This is a genomic window from Kitasatospora sp. NPDC042419 (genome assembly GCF_056437345.1).
In genome coordinates this window covers 157,951-179,114 of the sequence record NZ_JBWKAW010000017.1, presented here as the reverse complement: position 1 = coordinate 179,114, position 21,164 = coordinate 157,951, and the positions used below count along the sequence as shown (strand labels likewise).

Genomic DNA, 21,164 nt, shown 5'->3' with positions numbered 1-21,164 from the left:
GCAGGGCGCGAGCGGGGCCGCTCACGACACGGGCGGGCACGTGGCGGACCCGTCCACGCTCGGCCGAACGGGTGAACTGGCGAGCGGGCGGGCGGACGGGGGCGCGGAGGAGTGGGGAGGCGGAGAGGCGGAGAGGCGGGTCCGCGGGGGGACGGGTGCGCGGGAGAGCCGGTGGACGGGGCCGCCCGCGCCACCCCGCCCACGACCGCCCGCGCCCCGCTCACTCCACGACGAAGTCCGCCATCATCGCCATGTCCTCGTGCTCCAGGTTGTGGCAGTGCAGCATGTACGTCCCCGGGTAGTCCGTGAACCGCACCAGCACCTCCACCCCCTCCGACGGCCGCAGGTCCACGGTGTCCTTCCAGCCCGCGTCGTACGGCCCCGGGTCGCCGCCGTTGCGGGAGAGCACCTGGAACTGGTCCAGGTGCAGGTGCACGGGGTGGTGGACGTCGCTGAAGAACCTCCAGATCTCGGTGGCCCCGAGCGCCGGGGCGGCCAGCGCCCGGCCCGGCTCGTACGGCCGGTTGTTGATCGTCCAGCCGTCGTTCCGGCTGCGGCGGAAGCCGAAGGTGCGGGTGATGACGGAGGCGTCGGGGTCGAGCCGCTCCAGGGTGCAGAGGCGCTCGGGGACGGTCGCGTCGTCGCTCACCGGCCGGGAGGTGACGTCGAAGCGGAGCACCTCGCCGGTCCGCTCGCCGCCGAAGCGGTTCACCAGGCGGACGGACGTGCCCGGCGGGTAGCGGGAGAAGTCGACCACGACGTCGAACCGTTCGGCGGGGGCGATCTCGACGGCGTCGTGCCGGACCGGCGTCTCCAGCAGGCCGCCGTCCCCGCCGATCTGGACCAGCGCACCGCCGCCGGCGGGCTGCGGGTCGAGTTCGAGCCGGTAGAGCCGGGTGTTGGAGGCGTTGAGCAGGCGCAGCCGGTAGTGGGCGCGGTCCACCTCGGCGCGCGGCCAGGGGGCGCCGTTGACGAGGACGACGTCGCCGAGCACGCCGTTCATGTAGTCGTCGGTGACGCCCGGGACGGTCAGCGCGGGGTCGACGGCGGGGTAGCGGAAGGAGCCGTCGGCGGCGAAGGCGCGGTCGGTGAGCATCAGCGGGAGTTCGCGTTCGCCGCGCGGCAGCGGCAGGGCGTCCTCCTCGTCGTCGCGGATCAGGTGGAAGCCGGCCAGGCCGCGCCAGATGCCGGGGCCGGTGAAGCCCATCCGGTGGTCGTGGTACCAGAGGGTGGCGGCGCGCTGGCGGCCCGGGTAGGCGTAGTTGCGCTCGCCGGTGACGTTCCGGCCCACGAATGCCGTACCGCCGGGGCCGCCGGTCCCGCCCGTGCCGGACATCCCCGCCATGCCCGCCATGCCCGCCATCGCGTGCGCGGCGTGTTCGTCGGAGGAGCCGACCGGGAGCAGCAGGTCGACCGGGTAGCCGTCGCTGTCCGCCGGGGTGTGGCCGCCGTGCAGGTGGACCACCGAGGGCACCGGCAGCTCGTTGCGGTGGCGGACCACCACCTCGCGGCCGGCCCGGGCGACCAGGGTCGGCCCGGGGAAGGTGCCGCCGTACGTCCAGGCCTCGGTCCGCAGGCCGGGCAGGATCTCCAGCCCAGCGACCCGCTGCACGATCTCGTAGTGGTCCGTGGTCCCGTCGGAGCGGACCGGGGCGAGGACCGGCGGCACCGGCAGCGGCACCTGGAACGGCTCCGGGAGTTCGACCTCGCTGGTCAGCAGGCGTCCCGGTCGTGCCTCGGCCAGCAGCCGGGCGGCCGACGGCACGGCGAAGGCCCCCACCGCGCCCGTGCCGAGCACCGCGGCGCCGACACCGAGGAACCGGCGGCGGTTCACTGCGCCACCTCCATCGAACCGCTCGGGCGGGGCAGCCGTCCCGCCGCGTCGCCCCGCGGGTCGGCGGACGCGCCGGCGCGCGCGGGCAGCGGCAGGCGCCAGGCGCCGACCAGGGCGAACAGCAGGGCGCTGACCAGCAGCACGCCCAGGGTCACGTGGAGCCCGACCGCGCGGTCGTAGCCGAACTGCGTCTGGGCGCCGGTCGCGACCGCCAGCAGGGCCGTGCTGCCGAGCGGCCAGAGCGGTCCGCGGGTGCCGCCCGGGCGGCGGCGGCCGGCCAGGAGGACCAGCACGGCCGTCACGAGCTGGACGAGCACCAGGGTGTCCAGGGCCATCGCGGTCAGCTCGTGCGCCTTGAGCGAGTCGTAGTGGCCGTTCAGGAAGCTGGCGGCCAGCACCGTCTGGGCCAGGGCCAGGGCGGCGAGCGCGGTGGCGGTCGCCCTCAGCAGCATCAGGGGCAGGCGGGCCGGCAGGCCCTGCGGCAGACGGGGCGGGTGGGCCGCGGGGGGACTGCTCATCGGTCGGCCTTCTCTCTGCCGGGCGCGCCGGGGCACGGCGGTGGGCGCGCCGGACGTGCCGGACGTGCCGGACCGGCTCGGCTCGGCGCGGCGCGGGGGTGGACGGGACGGCGTCCCCGGGCGTGCGGCACCGGACGGACGCGGCCGTGAGCGTAGCTGATCAGACATCACGATCGGTGTGGATCAAGCGCTTTCCGGCCGTCTACCACCCGATGGCGGCGGTTCGGTGCGCCTTTGTCACCCGAACGGGCGGTGCGCCGGACCCGCGCGCACCGCCCTGTTCACGCCCCCCGTGAGGGTGAGCCCCTTCGTCGGCCCCCGCGGGGGTGGGGCTCCGGTCCACCGGCGACACCCCCGTCGCCCGCCGGCGGACCGAAGCCCCGGTCCCTGTCCCCGGCCTCCTACTGCCGCCCGCCGCCCATCGCCACCGGGCGGGAGCGCAGCAGGGACCGGGCCGGCAGGGCGGTCGCGGCGAGGCAGAGCAGCACCGCCCCGGCGCCCAGCGGCAGCGCCAGCCCCGCCGGGACGTGCGGCGCCGCGTCGGCGATACCCCGGGTGATCGGCACCAGGGTGACCCAGGCGATCGCCCCGCCGACCACCAGGCCGGTCGCCGCGACCAGCAGCGCCTCCCAGCGCATCATGCCGCGCACCTGCCGCCGGGTGGTCCCGGCCAGCCTGAGCAGCGCCACCTCACGGCGCCGGTCCAGCACCGTCATCACCAGGGTGTTCGCGGCGGTGACGGCCGCGAACCCGCCCAGCACGCCCGCCATCACGGTGTTCGCCCAGGCGCCGAGCTCCTGCGCCTTGTCGGCCTGAGCGACGAAGCCGGCCCGGTCGGTGACGAGCAGCCCCGTCCCACCGCCGACCGCCGCCAGCCGCTTCGCCACGGCGGCCCGGTCGGCACCGGGCGCGTCCGCGACCAGCACCTGGCTGTCGTACCCGGCGGTGACGTGCTCGGCGACGGCCGCCCGCGGCAGCAGCGCCTGACCGAAGCCGAGCCCGCGCTCGTAGGTGGCGACCAGCAGCGGCTTCGCCTCCGTGCCGTCCCCGAGCCAGAGCGGGACCCGGTCGCCGACCTTCACGCCGAGGTCGTCGGCCGTGCCCCGGGCGAGCGCGACGGTGTCCGCCGAGCGGCCGAGGTCGGCCAGCGAACCCTGCTGCACCCCGAGGTCGAGCACCCGGGACAGCCGCGCCGGGTCGCCGGCGACGCCCAGCGCGTTGGCGGTGTTCACCGTCTGGCCGGTGCGGTAGAGGACACCGGTGCGCAGCACGCCGACTGCCGCGTCCACCCCGGGCACCCCGGCGGCCTGCTCGGCGGTGCCGGCGGGCAGGCCGGGGCCGGTCGAGGCGAGCACGTGGTCGGCGGTGATGCCGGCGCGCACCTGCTCGCCGGTCTCGTGCCGGATCGTCGTCTGCATGAAGAGCAGGGTGCCGCAGAACGCGGTGACCATGACGATCGGCGTGATCGCGGAAGCCAGCCGGCGGGCGTTGGCACGGGTGTTGTCGGCGGCCAGCGAGCCGGGCGCGCCGCCGGCCCGCAGCGGGGCGCCGAGGACACCGGCCGCGGCCCGGGCCACCCAGGGACCGAGCAGCGCGACGGCCGTCATGAAGCACATCACCACGCCGAGCGCGGTGTTGGCGGCGTCGGAGCCCTTCAGGGCCGAGGCGAGACCGGCCAGCGACACGCCGCCCACCGCGAAGAGCAGCCCCACGACGGTGCGCACCTTGCCCGGACGGGCGGTCTCGACGGCTGCCGCGCCGAGCGCCTGACCGGCCCGCATCCTGGCCGGACCACGGGCGGCGACGAAGCCGGCACCCAGCGCAGCGAGGGTGCAGACGCCGACGGCGGCCAGCATCGGCACCGGTCCGACCGACAGCTCCACCGCCTCCGGGACGGCGCCGCGCTCCACCATCTCGCCGAACCACCAGCGGGCCAGGGCCAGTCCGGGCAGGATGCCGAGGGCGCCCGCGAACGGGGCGACCAGCATCGCCTCGGTGGCGATGGTGCGGCGGATCTGCCGCGGGGTGGCGCCGATGGCGCGCAGCAGTGCGAACTCACGGGCGCGCTGGCCGGTGGCCAGGGCGACGGTGGAGACGACCACGAACACGGCGGTCATGGTGGCGACGCCGCCGAAGGAGCCGCCCAGCCCGGTCAGCATGCTGCGGGCCTCGGTGAGCTCGGGCTGCTCGACGGTGCCGCGCTCGTCTCCGGTCAGCACCTCGGCCGTGCCGCCGACGGCCTGCCGGACCTGCGCGGCGAGCGCCTTGTCGTCCACGCCCTCACGGGCCTGGACGGCGATCGCGTCGACCCGGCCGGGGTGGCCGGAGAGCCGGTCGGCCGTCTGGTCCGCGAACCAGGCGGTGGGGGTCGGTGCGCCGGTCGGGCCGGCCTGCTGCGGGGCGGCGAGGCCGGAGATCCGGTAGCCGCCGGCGCCGCCGGGCGCGGTGAGCGTGACGGTGGCGCCGGGCGCCAGCTTGGCGGCGCGCGCCGTGTCGGCGTCCAGGACGACCTCGCCGGCGGCCGGGGCGCGGCCCTCGACCAGCTTGTCGCCGGGGCCGGCGACACCGAGCGCGGCGAAGCCCCGGCCGGTCAGCGGCGAGCCGGCCAGCGGGCTCCCGGCGGCGCCGTGCAGCGGGAAGGCGGTGTCCGGGCGGGCCGCGGCCACCCCCGGCTGGGCCGCGATCCGGGCCGCCAGCCCCGCGTCCACCCGGGCCCGCTCGGGCACGGCCTGGCTCTCGGTCTCGGTGTCCTCGGCGGACTTGAAGCTGATGGTGACGGTCGGGTCGGCGGCCACCACGACCGGCGTGCCCGCGTACCGGCCGGGCGGCACGGAGGCGGTGAGGCCGGTCTGCAGCAGGGTGCCGCAGGCCATCACGACGGCCGCGCCGAACAGCAGCGCGACGAAGGTGCCGACGAAGGAGGCGGGGCGGAAGCGCACCGAGGCGCGGGCGAGTCCGTTGCTCATGCCGCGACCCCGACCGGGCGCGCGGCCAGCGTGACCATCCGCTCGGCGACCGTCCGCGGGTCCGGCCGGTACAGCTCGTCGGCGAGCGCGCCGTCGGCCAGGAAGAGCACCCGGTCGGCGACCGAGGCGGCCACCGGGTCGTGCGTCACCATCACCACGGTGGCGCCCATCGCGTCCACCGCGTGCCGGAGCAGGCCGAGCACCTCCTGCGCGGTCCGGGTGTCCAGCGCGCCGGTCGGCTCGTCCGCGAAGAGCACGTCCGGGCTGGTGATCAGCGCACGGGCGATCGCCACCCGCTGCTGCTGGCCGCCGGACAGCTGCCCCGGCCGCCGCCCCGCGTGGTCGCCGAGACCGACCTGGGCGAGCAGCTCCCGTGCCCGCGCCCGGTCCTGGCGCTCCCCGGCGAGGCGCTGCGGGAGCAGCACGTTCTGCAGCACGGTCAGCGAGGGCAGCAGGTTGAAGGACTGGAAGACGAAGCCGATCCGGCTGCGGCGCAGCTTGGTGAGCCGGTTCTCGCTCAGCCGGGTGATCTCCTCACCGCCCAGGTGGACCTCGCCGGAGGTCGGGCGGTCCAGGCCGGCCGCGCACTGCAGGAAGGTGCTCTTGCCGGAACCGGACGGGCCCATGACGGCGGTGAAGGTGCCGTGGCCGAGGGCCAGGTCGACTCCGCGCAGGGCGTGCACGGTCTCCCCGCCCCGGCCGTAGCTGCGCCGGACGCCGCGCAGCTCGATCGCGGCGTGGGCGGCGGAGCGCCCGTACGGCTCGGGCTGGGGGCGGGTGCGGCGGGGTGCCATGGTGGGCCTTCCTTCGGGGATCGTCGCTGGTCGTCGACGTGTTCCAGGCTAGGAAGACGGGGCGCGGCGGACCATACAGGCCGCTGGCGGACGGGTGGTGGGGTTATCCCCCCGGTGGCTCCTCCGGGTAGCGCCGGGCCCCCCCTGAACTCCCTGCCCACCCCTCCTTGTTCGACGAAGCAGATGGAGAGCCCGATGAAGAGTACGAAGATGTTCTTCGTGTGTTCGGCGCTCGTCCTGACCCTGGGCGGGTGCTACCTGGTCCGGTCGGACCCGTGCCGCGACCACTACCGGGGCCTGGCGGGTCCGAACGGCTGGAGCGAGGTCGACGACCCCTCGCTCGACGACGCCCTCGGCAGCATCGCGTTCGAGAAGAACGTGGACGCAGGTGGATGGTGGTGACCGTGAGGTTCCTGCCGCCCGGGGGTTCGGCCGTGGACGCGGACTTCACCGTGTCCGCGGGGGCCTTTCCGGACGGGGGCGACCCGTGCGGGAGGCCCGGGTAGCAGGTGGGTCATCCGCCCGGGGCGGACGCCGGGGAATCGGCGGGGACGCGGGGGTCCGGGGCACCGGCGGGGACGGGGGTCCGGCGAGGGTCTGCGGGAGCCTGCGGGGGCCTGCGGGGGTCAGATCTCCTCGGCCTCGATCTGCTCGTAGGCGGTGCGGAGTTCGGCGATGACGGGGTGGGCCGGGTCGAACGTCGTGCCGTCGATCGCCGCCACCGGGCGGACACCGCCGCCCGCGTTGACGGCGACGGCGGCGACGAAGCGGTCGAGCCCGGCCGGTGCGACGGGCTCGCGGCGCTGCGGACCGCCGTACGCACGGGCGAGCAGCGCCTCGGTGACGCCGGGCAGGGCGGCGGCGGCCGGGCGGACCAGCTCGCGGCCGTCGTACAGGGCGAGGTTCCAGGTGGCGCCCTCGGCGACGTGGCCGTCCGGGTCGACGAGCAGTGCGTCGTCGTAGCCGGCCAGTTGGGCCAGCCGGCGCTGGTGGAGCAGTCCGAACAGGCCGACGTGCTTCACCTCGGGCAGCTCCCGCCGGTACACGGTGGTGCGGACCCGCAGCGGACCGGGCGCGGCGGCCGGCGCCGGGCGGGTGGTGACCAGCAACCGGGGTGCGGCGGGTGCGGCCGGGCGCTCCAGGCCGAGCGCCGGGTCGAACACGGTGACCCGGACGATCACCGGCGAACCGTCGGCCGGGAGGACGCGCCGGATCCGGGCGCGGACCGGCTCCCGCTCCAGTGCGGCACCGAAGACCGTGCGGCAGTCGCGGACCAGCCGGTCGAGGTGGAGCGTCAGCCCGCGGGTGCGGCCCGCCTCGGCGCGCAGGGTGGTGAAGTGCCCGTAGTTGAGCAGGCCCAGCGCCGCGAGCTGCGCGGGGTCGGCGGGCGCGCCGTCGATCTCGATCTCTGCCATGGCGCCGAGTCTCCCAGGTCGGCGGGCAGGGACGGGTTCGAGCGGGTGCGCGGGGTGCGGTGGGACGGGGTGAGGTGAGGTGAGGTGAGGAGGGTGAGCGAGGGCGGGGGCGGGGCGGGGGCGGTCCGGGTCAGCCCACCGGCTCGCCGGGCCCTCCGGCCGGGTCGCCGCCCGCCCCCGCCGCCGTGCGGCGGTACGGGGTCGTGACCGGTCGGCCGCCGTCGCGGGCCGACCGCTCGACGTGCTCGATCCGGTACGCGAGGCCCTCCGGCTCGCCCGCGTCCGACCAGCGCCAGGCCTCCGCCCACCACTGCGGGCCGCGGACCAGCGGGCGGCCGGCGAGCGCCAGGTGCAGGGCCAGCGTCGAGCGGGCGTAGTCGCGCACCCAGCCGTCGGCCTGCCGGTAGGCCGCGGTCTCGTCCAGCCGCAGCCAGCGGCCCTCGCGGCCGGCGGTGAGCAGCGGCGTCCAGCCGCCGCGCGGCCCCGGCGCCCCGTCCGCGATCAGCAGGACCAGCCGGTCCTCCTCCTCCCGCACCCGGTAGGGCGGCAGTTGGGGCAGCCGGGCCAGCCCGACGGCGTGCTTCCAGGACACCACCCAGAGGCCGCGGCGCAGGTAGTACCGGACGGCGTGCTGCCAGGTCCAGTGCGCCTCCAGCCGGTAGCCGGGCAGGCCCTCGGCGGTGGCGGCCCGGTAGACCTGGTCGAGCACGGTCGCGGCGAGTCCGCGCCCGCGCGCGGCGGGCCGCAGGTAGAGCGAGGAGACGGCCAACTGGCCGGGTCCCTTCGTCCAGTTGTCGACCGCGACGGTGCCGACGGGGGGCGCCGCGGTGCCGAAGGGGGACGCCGCACCGCCGCCCGGGTCGGCGCCGTCGGCGGCCGCGGCGGTGTCGGACAGCCAGTAGCGGCGGCGGTACAGCTCGCCGTCCGGCCACTCGCGTCCGCTCTCGCCGAGCCGCTGCCGCAGCGCGCGCTCCTCCGCCGGGCCGAGCGTCTCCGGGTCCACCGGCTCGCCCAACTCCCCCTCGGCACGCGACGCGAGGTCCCAGAGCGCGAACCGCCGCCCTTCGTCCTCCCCCACCGCCCGCACCCCGGGCGCCGCCGCCAACCGCGCCTGCGCCCGCTCCACCGCCGCATCCCAGGACCTCACCACGGCGTCCACGATAGCGACCGCCGGGCACGGAACGTAATTCGTTGGACACCGAACGTCAGATCGGATACGAATTCCCTTGTTCGGAGCACCGCTCGCCTGGAGAGGAGCAGCACATGCGCGATTCCGCCGTCCGACCGGCGCGCGGTCCGCCCGCCGCCGCGCCCGGGCCGGTGGTAGGGGAAACCCGACCAGAGGACTCGACCTGGCCGTCATGACCTCGCTGACCTGCGCCGCTGCAATGAAGTGGTGCTGATTCACCGCGTCCGTCCGGACCTCCCGCGCTCCGCCGAGCACCCCGATCACCGCGTTCACCGCAACTCCCCTGGTGCCCCCGGCGTCGGTGGTCGCCCGGGCGTCGGCGGTCGCCCCGGCGTCGGTGGTCGCCCGGGCCTCCGCAGACGCCGCCCTCCCGGCGGGCGACGGGTGCTGTGGTGCGTCGGGTGGCTGGTGGCCGCGGGGTGGGCGGGAGTGTTCCCGCTCGTCTCCGGGCTGGGACCGCACCGGAGTTGGGGGCTGTGCGCCGCAGCGGGCTACCTGGCGGCGGCGGTCGCCGTGCTGGTGCTGCCCCGGCGGTGGGCGCCCCGGTACTCGGTGGCCGTCGCGCTCGCGGGTGCGGTGGCCGCGCCGCTGCTCCTCCTGCTCGCGACCGGACAGGGACAGAGCGAGGTCGCCGTCATCGAACGGTCGGGTGAACTGCTGCTCCGGCACGGCACGCCGTACCTGGCCGAGCCGCGCACCGTCGCCGAGTACACGCCCTACCTGCCCGGCATGGCGCTGTTCGGGCTGCCCCGCGCGCTGCTCGGGTCGGACGGCTGGCAGGCGAGGGTGCTCGGCGACGCCAGACTCTGGTGTGCCGCCGCGTTCCTCGGCTGCCTGGCGGTGGCCGCACGCCCATGGCGCGGGCGTGGGCTCGGGCATGGGCTCGAACGTGAGCGTGCGCGTGGGCTTCGGCGTCCGCGCGGCGCAGCGGGGGCCGCTGCCGTGCCCGCCGCCGCTCAGGGCGCCGGGTGGTTCGGCGAGAACGTCGGCACGTCGGCCGCCGCGCTGATCGCCTCGCCGCTGGTCGCGCTGCCGCTCTGCGTCAGTGGGGTCGACCTTCCGCTGACCGGCCTCTGCTGCCTGGCGCTCGCCCTGGCCGGCCGCGCCCGTCCGCTCGGCGCCGGGGCGGCCCTCGCCCTGGCCTGCGCGCTCAAGTGGACGGCCTGGCCGGCGGTCGCGGTGACCGCCGCCCTGCTCGCCGCGACCACCGGGCGGCGGGCGGCGGTGCGCGCCACGGCCACCGCCGCCGTCGGCGCGGCCGTGCTCGTCCTGCCCTGCGCGCTGCGCTCGCCCGGACCACTCGTACAGCAGGTGTTCGCCTTCCCCACCGGGCGCGGCGAACTGCCCACCCCGGCGAGCAGCCCGCTGCCCGGCCGGCTGCTCGCGGACCTCGGCCCGGCCGGCTGGTACGCCGCCGTCGCCCTGCTGCTGCTCGCCGGAACCGCCCTCGCCGCCTCCCTCGTGCTCCGCCCGCCCCGGGACGCCGTCGGCGCCGCCGAGCGGCTCGCGCTCGGGCTCGCGCTGGCCTTCCTGCTGGCGCCCGCCGGACGGTACGGCTACCTCGCGCTGCCCGCCCTGCTCGTCCTCCTCGCCCGGCTCGGCGAGAGCACCCGTCCGCGAACCGCGCGCCCACGCGCCCACGCCGCCGTCACCTCCGGCACCGCCTCCCTGGCCGCGTCCTTCCTGCCCAAGCCCACACCAAGGCCCACGCCCGGGCCGACACCGACGTGGGCGGACAGCGGCGGACGGCCCGCGCCCCGCCGCCGTACCGCGCCCGCGCCCGCGTCCGCCCGGGCCCCGGCCCAGGCCCAGGCCCGAACCGCCGTCACGGTCCGCGCCACCGCCACTGCCTCCGTCTCCACCGCCGCCACCACCGCCCGCCACCGAACCGAGGTCGCACCCACCCCATGAGCAGCACACTCATCGTCACCAACGACTTCCCGCCCCGGCAGGGCGGCATCGAGACCTTCGTCCACGCCATGGCCACCCGGCTGCCCGACGGCGACGTCGTCGTCTACACCTCGAACGAACCGGGGGCCGCCCGTCACGATGCCGCGCTCCCCTTCCCGGTGATCCGCGACCGGTCGCGGATGCTGCTCCCCACCGGCCGCGTCACCCGCCGGGCCGCCGAGATAGCCCGGGCGTACGGCTGCGACCGGGTCTGGTTCGGCGCCGCCGCACCGCTCGCCGCGATGACGCCCGGGCTCCGCCGCCGGGCCCCCGGGATCCGGCGGACCGTCGCCACCACGCACGGCCACGAGATCTGGTGGGCGCGCACCCCGGGCGCCCGGCGGCTGCTGCGGCGGATCGGCGACAGCGTCGACGTCGTCACCTACCTCGGCCCGTACACCCGCGACCGGATCGCCCCCGCCCTCGGGCCCGCCGCCCGGCTGGAACGGCTGGTGCCCGGTGTCGACTCCGAGCTGTTCCGGCCTCGGCAGGACCACGCCCGGCCGGCCGACGGCGGCCCCGGCGCGCCGGTGGTCCTCTGCGTGGCCCGGCTGGTCCCCCGCAAGGGCCAGGACGCCCTGATCCGCGCGCTCCCGCTGATCCGGCGGGCCGTCCCCGGCACCGTGCTCGTGCTGGTCGGCCGGGGCCCGGACGAACGGCGGCTGCGCGAGCTCGCGCTCCGGCACACCGAGCCCGGTTCGGTCGTGTTCGTCGGCGGCCGGGAGCACGCGCAGACGCCCGCCGCCTACGCGGCGGCCGACGTCTTCGCGATGCCCTGCCGCACCCGGCGGGCGGGCCTGGAGGCGGAGGGCCTCGGCATCGTCTTCCTGGAGGCCGCGGCCGCCGGCCTGCCCGTCGTCGCCGGCCGCTCGGGCGGCGCACCGGACGCCGTCCTCGACGGCGTCAGCGGCACCGTCGTCGACGGCCGGGACGATGCCGCTGTCGCCGAGGCCATCGTCCGCATACTCCGCGCGCCCGCCGCCGAGCGGGCACGCATGGGCGAGGCCGGCCGCCGTTGGGTCCGCGAGCAGTGGTCCTGGGAGGCCACCGCCCACCGCCTTGCCGCCCTCCTCACTCCCGACGGCTCCGGTGGCCCTGACGGCCCCGACGACCGCGTAGACCCCGTCGGCCGCGACGCCGCAGGCCGTCCCGGCACAGCAGGCGCAGCAGGCACAGCAGGCGCACCGGACGTCCCAGGGCCGGCGGCGTTCGCCGACGGGGCGCGACGGGCGTGGGAGTGACGGGCCGTCCGTCCGGACGGGCCTCCCGGGCGCAGAGCCGGTCGCGCCCCGCGCACCCCTCCGGGAGGACCGGCGGTTCCACCCCGCGCGGGGACGGCGCATCCGTCCGGTCCCGGGCGTTGCCGACGCGCTGCCGGCAGGTGAGGCTCCGCAGCCCCGCGGCCGCTGCGCCGCCCCGACGTACCCCGTGCCGACCCGAACCGTAGCGACCCGGCCCCTCCCGACCCTTCCGGGAATCCCCGTTGATTTCCTTTTAATTGTCGACCGGAAAAGCTTTTATACCTTGCTACCGTGGGAATTCACACCGGTCGAACCGAGGAGAACACCGATGTTCACGGTCGAGGAAATACCGGAATTCCGGATCGCCTACCTGCGGCACACCGGCCCGTACGGGCCCGGGAACGGCGCCCGGATGGAAAGGCTCAAGGAATGGGCCGCCGCGGCCGGCCTGCTCAATGCGGACTCGGTCGTCCTGGGGATCGCCCGGGACGACCCCGCGCGGACGGAGCCTCAGAACTGCCGGTACGACGCCTGCCTCGTCCTGCCGCAGGAGGTCGGTATCCGTCACGCCGAGGTCCGGGAGGGCCGGGTCGCCGGCGGCCGCCACGCAGTCCTCACCGTCGCGCACACGGCCGAGGGGCTGTCGAGCGCGTGGGCCGGTCTCTTCCCCTCGCTGACGCACGCGGGTTTCGAACTCGACACCACCCGGCCGGTCCTTGAGCGGTACCGCCCGCACATGCTCAGGGACCACCTGTGCGAGATATGCGTTCCCGTGCACCGGGACCGCGTTCGAAAGCCGGGCGAGGGCGGAGACGGTACGCCGGAAAGCAGTTGACCCGTGGTGCAGGATGAGACCGTGATATCCGAGGAACGCGCCGTCGAACTCGTCGAGTCCTACTTGGCCGCGGAACGGCTGACGTGGCGGTGGCAGGGGCCGGCGCCTGAGCTCGCCGCCTCCTTTGTGGAGGAGCACGCGGTCGGCTGGCTCGTCTTCTGGAACACGGCGGAGTACGCCCGCACCCGCGAGGTGCGCGAGGGATCCGGCTCCATGGTCGCCGGCCACTGCCTGGTGGACCGGTACGACGGGAGCATCCACTACGTCCCCGACGCCTGGTGGTCGGAGGAGGGCTGGGAGGAGCACTACCTCCTGCAGACCAAGGGCATCAGACCGCCCGACCAGCTGGCCTCCGCTGTTCGCACGCTCGTGCGGTCCGCCGGCGTCGTGGCGGCGATGAGCCACCTCCGCAAGCAGGCGCCGCGGCTGAGCCTGCAGCAGGCGAAGGCCTACGTCACGGCGGTCCGCGACGGCGCCGAACCACCGGAGGAACTGGCGAGCCTCACCCGGAAGGAGCCGGAATGGCCGCTCCTGCCCATCGAGACGCTGGCCGGTCCGATCCGGTAGGGGTCCGATCGGGCCCCTTCCGGTGGGCCCGCCCGCCCCGAATCCGCGTTTCCGGGGCGGGCGGGCCCACCGGTGTCCGCACCCGGTGTCCGGTCCGGGGCCCGGGCCTGTGTCCGGGTCCGGCCACGCGTGGGCCGCGTCCGGTCCGGGGTTCACGGACGGGCCGCCGCGCTCAGCGGGCGGCGGCCTCCAGCAGGACGCGGGCCAGCTCGCGGGGCTGGGAGAACATCGGCCAGTGGCCGGTCTGCAGCTCGGCCGCGTGCCAGCTGGGGCCCGCGAGGAGGGCGGCCACCGGGGCGGGCGGCTCGGGGCTGTCGAGCAGGCAGGTGAGGTACGTGGCCGGGAGCCCGCCGAGCGGGCGGGCGAGGGCGGCGGGCTCGGTGAGACTGCCGCCGGGGTGCGGGGTGGCGCCGGCCACGATGCGGGCGATCTGCTCGTCGGTCAGCCCCTGGCCCGCGAAGTCGGCCGCGGCGAGCGGGGGCCAGAAGCCCTCGTTGGCGGCGATCGCCTCCGCCACCGCCTTGCCCCACGGCCCGGCGGCGACGAAGGCCTCGCCGTCGACCGGGATGTTGGAGTCGACGAACACCACGTGCGCCAGCCGGTCGCCGATCCGCTCGGCGGCCTGGCCCACGGGGATGCCCGAGTAGCTGTGGCCGACGAGGACCACGTCACGGAGGTCCCGGCGCTCGACCAGGTCGACGACGTCCTGGACGTGGGCCTGCTGTCCGGCGGGCTCGCCGCGCCGCTCGGCGAGGCCGGAGAGGGTCAGCGGATGGGTGCCGTGCCCGGCCGCCCGCAGGTCGGGGACCACGTCGTCCCATGCCCACGCGCCGAGCCACGCACCTGCCACCAGTACGAATTCCGTCATGGCGGCACCGTAGCCCCCGGGTACGACAACCGGAACGGGCCGCGGGCGGGCATGCGGACGGACGGACGGGCATACGGACGGGCGGACGGACGGGCCGCGGGCGGGCATGCGGACGGACGGGCGGGCATACGGACGGGCGGACGGACGGGCCGCGGGCGGGCATGCGGACGGACGGGCGGGCATACGGACGGGCGGACGGACGGTCCGCCGACCCGTACGCCGCCGCGCCCGGTGGCTACTCGCCGCGCAGATCGGCGAGGTGGGCGAGGACGGCGAGCACGCGGCGGTTGCCCTCGGCCGGATCGAGGTCCAGCTTCATGAAGATGTTCCCGCAGTGCTTGACCACCGACGCCTCGGTGATGCTGAGCCGGGCCCCGACCGCCTGGTTGTTCAGCCCCTCGGCCATCAGCCCCAGCACCTCGCGCTCGCGCGGGGTGAGCCGGGCGAGCGGGCGGTCGGCGGACTGCCCGCGGAGCAGGACGCGGACCACCTCCGGGTCGATCACGGTCTCGCCGCCGGCCACCCGGCGCAGCGCGTCCAGGAAGTCGCCGACGTCGCCGACCCGGTCCTTGAGCAGGTAGCCGAGTCCGGCCTGCTGCGCACTCGCGGCGCCGAGCAGCCGGGTGGCGTACGGGGTCGCCACGTACTGCGAGAGGACCAGGACGGGCAGACCTGCGTGGCGCTCGCGGAGTTCGAGGGCGGCGCGCAGGCCCTCGTCCTGGAAGTCGGGCGGCATCCGGACGTCGGTGACGACGGCGTCCGGCCGTTCGGCGTCCACGGCGGCGGCGAGCGCGGCCGCGTCCCCGACGGCGGCGACCACCCGGTGGCCGCCCCGGGTGAGCAGTTCGACCAGGCCGGCCCGGAGCAGCACGGCGTCCTCGGCGATGACTAGCCGGAGCACGGCACCTCCAGCCGGAGCCGGGTCGGCCCGCCGGTCGGACTGGTCACCATGAGTCGTCCTCTCAGGATCGCCACCCGGTCGGCCAGTCCCTGCAGTCCGGCTCCGGCGGCCGGGTCGGCCCCGCCGCAGCCGTCGTCGGTCACCTGGATCACCAGCCGGCCGTCGGCCACCCGTCCGTGGACGGTGACGGCGGTGGCACCGCTGTGCTTGGCCGCGTTGGTGAGCGCCTCGGTGACCGTGAAGTAGGCGGTGCTCTCGACCGGGCCGGGCAGTCGGCCGGGCAGGTCGAGGTCGACCTCGACGGGGACCGGGTGGCGCAGCGCGACCTCCGCGACGGCGGCGGGCAGTCCGTGGTCGGTGAGCACCTGGGGGTGGATGCCGCGGACCAGGTCGCGCAGCTGTTCCAGCGCCTTCCGGGCCTCGGCCCGGGCACGGTCGACGAGCACGGCGGCCGGATCCTGCGCGGGCGGATCCTGCGCGGGCCGGAGCTGCGCGGCCGGATCCCGCGCGGGCGGGTGGGCCGCGGGGCCCGGCGACCGGGGGCGCTCGCGCAGTTCGTGGGCGGCGAGGCCGAGCGTCATGGTCAGGGCGACGAGCTGCTGTTGGGCGCCGTCGTGCAGGTCGCGTTCGATGCGGCGGCGCTCGGCCTCGAAGGCGTCGGCCAGCCGGGCCCGCGAGCGGGTGAGTTCGAGCACCTGCCGGCCGAGGTCCTCCTCGCGCGGGCCGAGCAGCAGCCGGGCCAGCCGGACGTGGGCCGTGGTCAGCAGGGCGCCCGCGTAGGCGCCGAGCAGCAGGCCGGCGAAGCCGACGGCGGTCGCCGGGAGCGCGTGGAGCGGCCCGGGGACGGCGTGGCCGGGGATCAGCATCACGGTCTCGGGAGCGAGCGCCCAGACCACGACCGGGCTGACGACCAGCGCCGCGGAGAACACCAGCAGGGCGGTGAGGCCGAGCCCGGCGGCGGTGAGCGCGGGGCCGACCAGCGCGGTGTGGGCGAGCGCTCGCCAGGTCGCGCGCTCGCGCAGCCGGGTCCGAAGCCGGGCGCGGCGCCCGGCCCCGGGCAGCGCGCGGTGCGGGTCCGGTACGGGACGGGGTTCGACCAGCCGGAGCCGGCGGCGTTCGAGGGCCCCGGCGGGCAGGCCCGCGAGGGCGGCGGCGAGCAGCAGCGGCAGGCCGACGCCGACCACGGAGAGGGCGACGCCGAGCAGGGTGAGGACGACGAGGAGGACCGTCATCAGCAGGCCGAGCACGGCGCCGCCGACCAGGTAGGCCCAGCAGCGCGGCGTGTGACGGGTGAACGGGAAGCGGAGCGGGTCGGCGCGCAGCGCGGCCCAGACGGCGACGGGCGGCGACTCGTGACCGTCGGCCGGGGGCTCGACGAGCCCGGGCGCGGGCGCGGGCGCGGAGGAGCCTTGCTCGGTGTTCCGGCGGGGGGAGGCCTCCGACGAGGAGACGGCCACTGAGGAGACGTCCGACGCAGAGGCGTCCGGCCCGGCGGCGTCCGGGTGCCCGCCGTGGAGAGCCGTACCCGTACGGCCGCTCTCGTCTGCCCGCCCCTTGCCCATCAAGCCACCCTAACCGACCGGCTGACGTGCCTTCCGGCCGCTCCGGCCGCTCCGACGGCCCCGACGGAACCGGCCGCCCTGAGCCGCCTCGGCACCGGCACCCGCCCCGGCACCCGCCCCGACACCGGCACCGACTCCGCCCCCGGCGGGCGGCTGCCGGGTGAGGGCGACCGCGCCGACCACCGCGAGGCCGCCGAGCAGGGCGTTCCAGCCCACCGGTTCCGCGAGCAGCAGGGCGCCGAACGCGGTCGACCAGAGCGGCGTGACGTAGGTGACGGCGGCGGCGACCGCGGTCCCCGCACTGCGGACCAGGTCGAGGTTGAGGATGTAGGCCACGCCGGTGCCGAGGGCGCCGAGGACCAGCAGTGCGGCGGCCGGTCCGGTGCCGGGCCAGTGCGGGGCGCCGGCGGCGAGCGGTGCGGCCACGGCGAGTTCGGCCGCGCCGCAGGTGATCTGCACGGCGGCGAGGGCGGTCGCCGAATGCGGCCGGCCGGCGAGGTGGCGGCGCAGGTAGGCGAAGCCGGCGCCGTAGCAGCAGGCGGCGGCCAGGCAGGCGAGGCCGCCGACCGCTTCTCCGGAGGAGGTGCCGATCCCGCGCCAGACGCCGAGGACGGTCAGCACCCCGGCGAAGCCGAGCCCGAGTCCGGCGAGCCGGCGTGGACCGGGACGGCGCTCCTCGGCGACGGTGGCGACCGCGAAGAGCAGGGCGAACAGCGGGGTGGTGGCGTTCAGCACCCCGGCCAGCACCGAACTGACCCGCGTCTCGCCGTAGGAGAAGAGGACGAACGGTGCCGCGTTCAGCAGCACGGCCACCACGGCGGAGTGGCCCCAGATGGCGGGCGAGCGCGGGGCGGCCTCCCGGCGGACGGCGCGGATCGCCCAGAGTGCGGCCGCACCGAGGAGGCACCGCCAGCAGGCCACCCAGACCGGGGGCACCCCCGCGTCGACGGCGACCTTGATCAGCGCGAAGCTCGCACCCCAGATCGCCGACAGTGCCACGAACCCCGGCCACCAGTGCCGCCGCATCCGGACCACCCGCCCTTCCTCGTTCCCTCGTTCCGGGCGGCGGACCCCCCCGCGGGGGCTCCCCGCAGAGCGCCCCCCACGAGGCGCCCCCGCAGGCCGAACGACCGCGTGGACAGAGGGTGGCGCGTCGACGGATCATGAGTCCAACAAGTGGTGGTGCACAACGGATGAGGAAGTCTCATGGCGACGGAGGTGAACCTCGCCCAGCTCAGGGCGCTGGTCGCGGTGGCCGACGCGGGCGGTTTCGGGGCGGCGGCGGCCGAGTTGGGCGTCAGCCAGTCCGCGGTCTCGCACGCGGTGGCGGCCCTGGAGCGCGTCCTGGGCGCGCCCGTCCTGCACCGGGGTGCACCGGCGCGTCCGACCCCGCTGGGCGAGCGGATCCTGCCGCACGCCCGGACGGCGGTCGCCTCCGCGGCGGCCGTCCACGCGATCGCCACCCACCACTCGGGCGGGCTCACCGGAACGGTCCGGCTGGCCGCGCCCACCACCGTCTGCCAGGGTCTGCTCCCCGGCCTGCTGCGCGACTGGCGGGCCGCGCACCCGCGGCTGACCGTGCGGGTCTTCGAGGGTGAGGACGACGAGCTGGCCGTCTGGCTGGAGGCCGGCACCGTGGACGCGGCGGTCCTGGTCGACGCGGCGACGGTGCCGCCTGGAGCGGTCGCGCTCGGGACGGACGCCATGCACGCGCTGCTCCGCCGCGACCACCCGCTCGCGGGCGAGGCGGCCGTCGGCGTCGCCGAACTGGAGGACGACAACTTCCTGCTGTCCGAGGGAGGTTGCGAGCGACAGATCCGAAAGGCCTACCGCCGGGCGGGCATCCGGTTCACGCCCCGGCACCGGATCCGGGACCTCAACACGCTGATCGGCATGGTGCACGCGGGCGTGGGCGTCTCGGTGATGCCGGCACTGGCGCAGCCGATGCTGCCGGCGGAGTGCGTGCTCGTCCCGATCCGGCCCGCCGTGCACCGGACGCTCACGCTGACCGGCCCGGCCGGGCGGCCGTGGTCACCGGCCGTCACCGGCCTGCTGGCCGCCGTCCGCACCGACCGGGATGGCGACCGGACCGCTCGGCCACCGCACCCGGCCACCGCTTGAGCCCGACGGGCCACCGCACCTGCGGGGAAGCCGCGTTGGGCGCCCGGCCCACACTGCTCCGACCTGTCCGGTCGGGCCCTGCCCCGACCGGCACCGGCCGAACGGGACACCCTCGGCTCGGGCTCGGGCTCAGCCTCGGGCTCAGGCGGCCGCGCGCCGTAGGTGCAGGTGCCCGTCGAGCGGGTAGGACGGAGGAGCCGATGGCAGGATCCGGTCGAACCGGTAGCCGCCCTTCTCGGCGACCCGGCAGGATGCCAGGTTGTCGACCTGGTGGAGGAGTTCGAGGCACTCCAGGCCGTCGGCCCGGAAGGCGTCGAAGGACCAGGCGGTGAGCGCCTCCAGGGCCCGCGGGGCGACGCCCCGACCGCGCGCCCGGGCGGCCGTCCAGTAGCCCACCTCGGCGGAGGACTTGCCGGGTGCGACGCCCTTGAGCACCACGTTGCCCACCAACCGCGGAGGTGCCGCCTCAAGGACCGAGTCGGAGGCACCGCCGGGAACCGCCGCGCCGAGGGCCGCGCCGAGGGCCGTTTCGAGGGCCGTTTCGAGGACGGCGAAGCCGAACCGGTCGCCTGCCGCCCAGCCCCGCTCCTGGGCGCGCACCCACCGCAACCCGTCCTCCTCGTTCTCCACCCGGGAGTCCGTCCAGTGCCGCAGATCGGGATCCCGGTACACCTCGACCAGTGCGGCCACGTCGTCCGCGCACCAGGGGCGCAGGACGAGAGCGGGAGCGGTCGGTGTCGCGGCGGCCTTGAGCGTGACGGGAGCGTTCATTTCCGGATCATATGCAGCAACGCCCCGGACCGGCACCGGCGGTGGCCGCCCGCCGGATCGCACGCGGACGAGCGTCCGGACCCGTTGACGGCCACATCCGAGAGGTCTATACCAGTGAAGGCCCTGCCGCGACCGACGACCCGGTCCCGTCGCGGGCGAATCCGGCCCGGCGCTCCGCCCCCAACCACCGGCGCGGGCGGGCCTTCCTCCGCCGTTTCCTGAGAGGTCTCCATGGAACGCGCACTTCCCCCACAGCCACGACGCGTCAGAAGACCGCTGCCGTTCGGCCGCCAGCGGGCCGCCCTCGCGGTGGCCGGGGTGCTCGGCCTGGTCGCCGGCGGGCTCGTGGCGGTCGCCGCGAACGCGACGACCACGGCCGTCGCACCGGCCGCCGGCGGCATCGGCAGCAACTGGTACGCCTCCGCGCCGTACCTGATGCCCGAGGACAACAGCCCGCCCGATGTCGCCACGGTGATGGACGCCACCGGCCAGAAGGCCTTCCAACTCGCGTTCATCCTCGACAAGGGCGGCTGCAGCCCCGCCTGGGGCGGGACGTCGTCGATCGACACCGACACCGTCATGCCCGCGGTGATCCGGACCGTCCGGGACAAGGGCGGCGACGTCTCGGTCTCGGTCGGCGGGTACGGCGGCACCAAGCTCGGGCAGACCTGCGGGACTCCCGAGGCGACCGCGGCCGGGTACCAGAAGGTCGTCACCAAGTACCAGTTGAAGGCCATCGACTTCGACCTGGAGGAGCCGGAGTACGAGAACGCCGCCGCGATCCGCAACGAGATCGGCGCGGCCCGCATCCTCCAGCGCGACAACCCGGGGCTGTACATCTCGATCACCACCGCCGGCACCACCGCGGGCGGCACCGGCTGGTTCGGGCAGCAGATGCTCAACGAGGCCAAGGCGCAGGGGTTCACGCCCGACAACTACTCGATCATGCCCTTCGACGGCGGCTTCAACGGCGCGGCGGCCCAGACCGACGCGCTGGTGAAGTTCAACCAGATCCTGCGGAACACCTTCGGCTGGTCGGAGGCGGAGGCGTACGCGCACGAGGGCGTCTCGCTGATGAACGGCCGCACCGACGTCGCCGAGTACTTCCGGCAGGCGGACTTCCAGGCGGTGCTGGACTTCGCGCTCGCGCACAAGCTGGCCCGGTACACCTACTGGTCGGTCAACCGGGACCGGCAGTGCCCCGGGACGGTCGACCCGGGGCTGTCCGGGTCCTGCTCCAGCGTGGTCCAGAACGACTGGGACTTCACGAAGTTCACCGTGCGGTTCGCCGGCGCCACGCCGCCGACCACACCCACCACGCCGCCCACCACGCCGCCGAACAGCCCGGGCGTCTGCACCGACCCGCCGTGGAACGCCGGTACGACGTTCACCGGCGGCAACAAGGTCTCGTACAACGGCCACAAGTACCACGCCAAGTGGTGGACGCTGAACGAGAACCCGTCCGCGAGCGGCCAGTGGGGTGTCTGGTCGGACGACGGCCCCTGCTGACGTCCGCTCCGTCATTCCCGGCACGGCAGAGCAGGGTACGGCGGGGCACGACGCGGCAGAGCACAGCAGAGCACGGCACGACGCGGCGCACGGTCCGCCCGGTGACGGGTCGGCCGTGCGCCG

At 76.2% G+C, this 21,164-nt stretch carries 18 protein-coding genes; 7 read left to right on the top strand and 11 right to left on the bottom strand.

Annotated elements, in window-relative coordinates:
* Nucleotides 1-220: 220 nt before the first annotated feature.
* The 4 genes from AC067J_RS27890 to AC067J_RS27875 all read right to left on the bottom strand — a co-directional run bounded on the left by AC067J_RS27890 (nt 221) and on the right by AC067J_RS27875 (nt 6,112).
* A complete protein-coding gene (locus AC067J_RS27890; RefSeq protein WP_478303711.1) occupies nt 221-1,834 on the bottom strand; it encodes a multicopper oxidase family protein in 1,614 nt (537 codons plus the stop codon).
* Nucleotides 1,831-2,352, bottom strand: coding sequence for a hypothetical protein (locus AC067J_RS27885; protein ID WP_478303709.1), 522 nt, complete (start codon nt 2,350-2,352; stop codon nt 1,831-1,833). The genes AC067J_RS27890 and AC067J_RS27885 overlap by 4 nt, the downstream gene beginning before the upstream one ends.
* Before the next feature lie 401 nt (nt 2,353-2,753).
* On the bottom strand, nt 2,754-5,318 hold the full coding sequence (locus AC067J_RS27880; RefSeq protein ID WP_478303707.1) for an FtsX-like permease family protein: 2,565 nt from the start codon (nt 5,316-5,318) through the stop codon (nt 2,754-2,756).
* Nucleotides 5,315-6,112 carry an ABC transporter ATP-binding protein gene (locus AC067J_RS27875; RefSeq protein ID WP_478303705.1) on the bottom strand — a complete coding sequence of 266 codons (798 nt, stop codon included), beginning with the start codon at nt 6,110-6,112 and terminating at the stop codon, nt 5,315-5,317. The genes AC067J_RS27880 and AC067J_RS27875 overlap by 4 nt, the downstream gene beginning before the upstream one ends.
* Before the next feature lie 195 nt (nt 6,113-6,307).
* On the opposite strand from AC067J_RS27875, the gene AC067J_RS27870 reads away from it, so the two are divergent.
* Nucleotides 6,308-6,514 (top strand): hypothetical protein, encoded by a 207-nt coding sequence (locus AC067J_RS27870; RefSeq protein WP_478303703.1) that lies wholly within the window; start codon nt 6,308-6,310, stop codon nt 6,512-6,514.
* Nucleotides 6,515-6,738: 224 nt separating this feature from the next.
* Here the strand turns inward: AC067J_RS27870 and AC067J_RS27865 are convergent, their stop codons facing one another.
* Complete coding sequence (locus tag AC067J_RS27865) at nt 6,739-7,527, bottom strand: aminotransferase class IV (protein WP_478303701.1); 789 nt, start codon at nt 7,525-7,527, stop codon at nt 6,739-6,741.
* Between the two features lie 130 nt (nt 7,528-7,657).
* On the bottom strand, nt 7,658-8,674 hold the full coding sequence (locus tag AC067J_RS27860) for a GNAT family N-acetyltransferase (protein WP_478303700.1): 1,017 nt from the start codon (nt 8,672-8,674) through the stop codon (nt 7,658-7,660).
* 471 nt (nt 8,675-9,145) lie between these two features.
* Between AC067J_RS27860 and AC067J_RS27855 the strand changes: the two genes are divergently transcribed.
* From AC067J_RS27855 to AC067J_RS27840, 4 genes are all read left to right on the top strand, one after another.
* Nucleotides 9,146-10,627, top strand: coding sequence for a hypothetical protein (locus tag AC067J_RS27855; RefSeq protein WP_478303698.1), 1,482 nt, complete (start codon nt 9,146-9,148; stop codon nt 10,625-10,627).
* Nucleotides 10,624-11,907, top strand: coding sequence for a glycosyltransferase family 4 protein (locus AC067J_RS27850; protein WP_478303696.1), 1,284 nt, complete (start codon nt 10,624-10,626; stop codon nt 11,905-11,907). Before AC067J_RS27855 ends, AC067J_RS27850 begins: the two co-directional genes overlap by 4 nt.
* Nucleotides 11,908-12,235: 328 nt before the next feature.
* The gene (locus AC067J_RS27845) at nt 12,236-12,742 is read left to right on the top strand and encodes an AraC family transcriptional regulator (protein WP_478303694.1); all 507 of its coding nucleotides are present in this window, start codon (nt 12,236-12,238) and stop codon (nt 12,740-12,742) included.
* Between the two features lie 3 nt (nt 12,743-12,745).
* Entirely contained in the window at nt 12,746-13,309 is a 564-nt protein-coding gene (locus AC067J_RS27840; protein ID WP_478303692.1) for a YrhB domain-containing protein, read from the top strand.
* A 172-nt stretch (nt 13,310-13,481) separates the two neighbouring features.
* Here AC067J_RS27840 and AC067J_RS27835 read toward each other — a convergent pair whose 3' ends face one another.
* The 4 genes from AC067J_RS27835 to AC067J_RS27820 form a co-directional block, all read right to left on the bottom strand.
* Nucleotides 13,482-14,177, bottom strand: a complete 696-nt coding sequence (locus AC067J_RS27835) for an alpha/beta fold hydrolase (protein ID WP_478303691.1) — start codon at nt 14,175-14,177, stop codon at nt 13,482-13,484.
* A gap of 235 nt (nt 14,178-14,412) precedes the next feature.
* Nucleotides 14,413-15,078, bottom strand: a complete 666-nt coding sequence (locus AC067J_RS27830; protein ID WP_478303689.1) for a response regulator — start codon at nt 15,076-15,078, stop codon at nt 14,413-14,415.
* Complete coding sequence (locus AC067J_RS27825) at nt 15,066-16,640, bottom strand: sensor histidine kinase (protein WP_478303687.1); 1,575 nt, start codon at nt 16,638-16,640, stop codon at nt 15,066-15,068. Before AC067J_RS27825 ends, AC067J_RS27830 begins: the two co-directional genes overlap by 13 nt.
* A gap of 9 nt (nt 16,641-16,649) precedes the next feature.
* Nucleotides 16,650-17,666: a DMT family transporter gene (locus AC067J_RS27820; protein WP_478303776.1), complete on the bottom strand. Its 1,017-nt coding sequence runs from the start codon at nt 17,664-17,666 to the stop codon at nt 16,650-16,652.
* A 180-nt stretch (nt 17,667-17,846) separates the two neighbouring features.
* Here AC067J_RS27820 and AC067J_RS27815 point away from each other — a divergent pair, with 180 nt between their 5' ends.
* The gene (locus AC067J_RS27815) at nt 17,847-18,761 is read left to right on the top strand and encodes a LysR family transcriptional regulator substrate-binding protein (RefSeq protein ID WP_478303685.1); all 915 of its coding nucleotides are present in this window, start codon (nt 17,847-17,849) and stop codon (nt 18,759-18,761) included.
* Between the two features lie 141 nt (nt 18,762-18,902).
* Here AC067J_RS27815 and AC067J_RS27810 read toward each other — a convergent pair whose 3' ends face one another.
* Nucleotides 18,903-19,532 carry a GNAT family N-acetyltransferase gene (locus AC067J_RS27810; protein ID WP_478303683.1) on the bottom strand — a complete coding sequence of 210 codons (630 nt, stop codon included), beginning with the start codon at nt 19,530-19,532 and terminating at the stop codon, nt 18,903-18,905.
* A 231-nt stretch (nt 19,533-19,763) separates the two neighbouring features.
* On the opposite strand from AC067J_RS27810, the gene AC067J_RS27805 reads away from it, so the two are divergent.
* Nucleotides 19,764-21,041 (top strand): carbohydrate-binding protein, encoded by a 1,278-nt coding sequence (locus AC067J_RS27805; RefSeq protein WP_478303681.1) that lies wholly within the window; start codon nt 19,764-19,766, stop codon nt 21,039-21,041.
* The last annotated feature ends 123 nt before the right edge of the window (nt 21,042-21,164 follow it).

Coding starts and splice junctions, on each gene's coding strand:
- AC067J_RS27885 (WP_478303709.1), bottom strand. CDS start 2,352: ATGAGCAGTCCCCCCGCGGCCCACCCGCCCCGTCTGCCGCAGGGCCTG.
- AC067J_RS27880 (WP_478303707.1), bottom strand. CDS start 5,318: ATGAGCAACGGACTCGCCCGCGCCTCGGTGCGCTTCCGCCCCGCCTCC.
- AC067J_RS27875 (WP_478303705.1), bottom strand. CDS start 6,112: ATGGCACCCCGCCGCACCCGCCCCCAGCCCGAGCCGTACGGGCGCTCC.
- AC067J_RS27870 (WP_478303703.1), top strand. CDS start 6,308: ATGAAGAGTACGAAGATGTTCTTCGTGTGTTCGGCGCTCGTCCTGACC.
- AC067J_RS27865 (WP_478303701.1), bottom strand. CDS start 7,527: ATGGCAGAGATCGAGATCGACGGCGCGCCCGCCGACCCCGCGCAGCTC.
- AC067J_RS27850 (WP_478303696.1), top strand. CDS start 10,624: ATGAGCAGCACACTCATCGTCACCAACGACTTCCCGCCCCGGCAGGGC.
- AC067J_RS27845 (WP_478303694.1), top strand. CDS start 12,236: ATGTTCACGGTCGAGGAAATACCGGAATTCCGGATCGCCTACCTGCGG.
- AC067J_RS27835 (WP_478303691.1), bottom strand. CDS start 14,177: ATGACGGAATTCGTACTGGTGGCAGGTGCGTGGCTCGGCGCGTGGGCA.
- AC067J_RS27825 (WP_478303687.1), bottom strand. CDS start 16,640: ATGGGCAAGGGGCGGGCAGACGAGAGCGGCCGTACGGGTACGGCTCTC.
- AC067J_RS27820 (WP_478303776.1), bottom strand. CDS start 17,666: ATGCGGCGGCACTGGTGGCCGGGGTTCGTGGCACTGTCGGCGATCTGG.
- AC067J_RS27815 (WP_478303685.1), top strand. CDS start 17,847: ATGGCGACGGAGGTGAACCTCGCCCAGCTCAGGGCGCTGGTCGCGGTG.
- AC067J_RS27810 (WP_478303683.1), bottom strand. CDS start 19,532: ATGAACGCTCCCGTCACGCTCAAGGCCGCCGCGACACCGACCGCTCCC.
- AC067J_RS27805 (WP_478303681.1), top strand. CDS start 19,764: ATGGAACGCGCACTTCCCCCACAGCCACGACGCGTCAGAAGACCGCTG.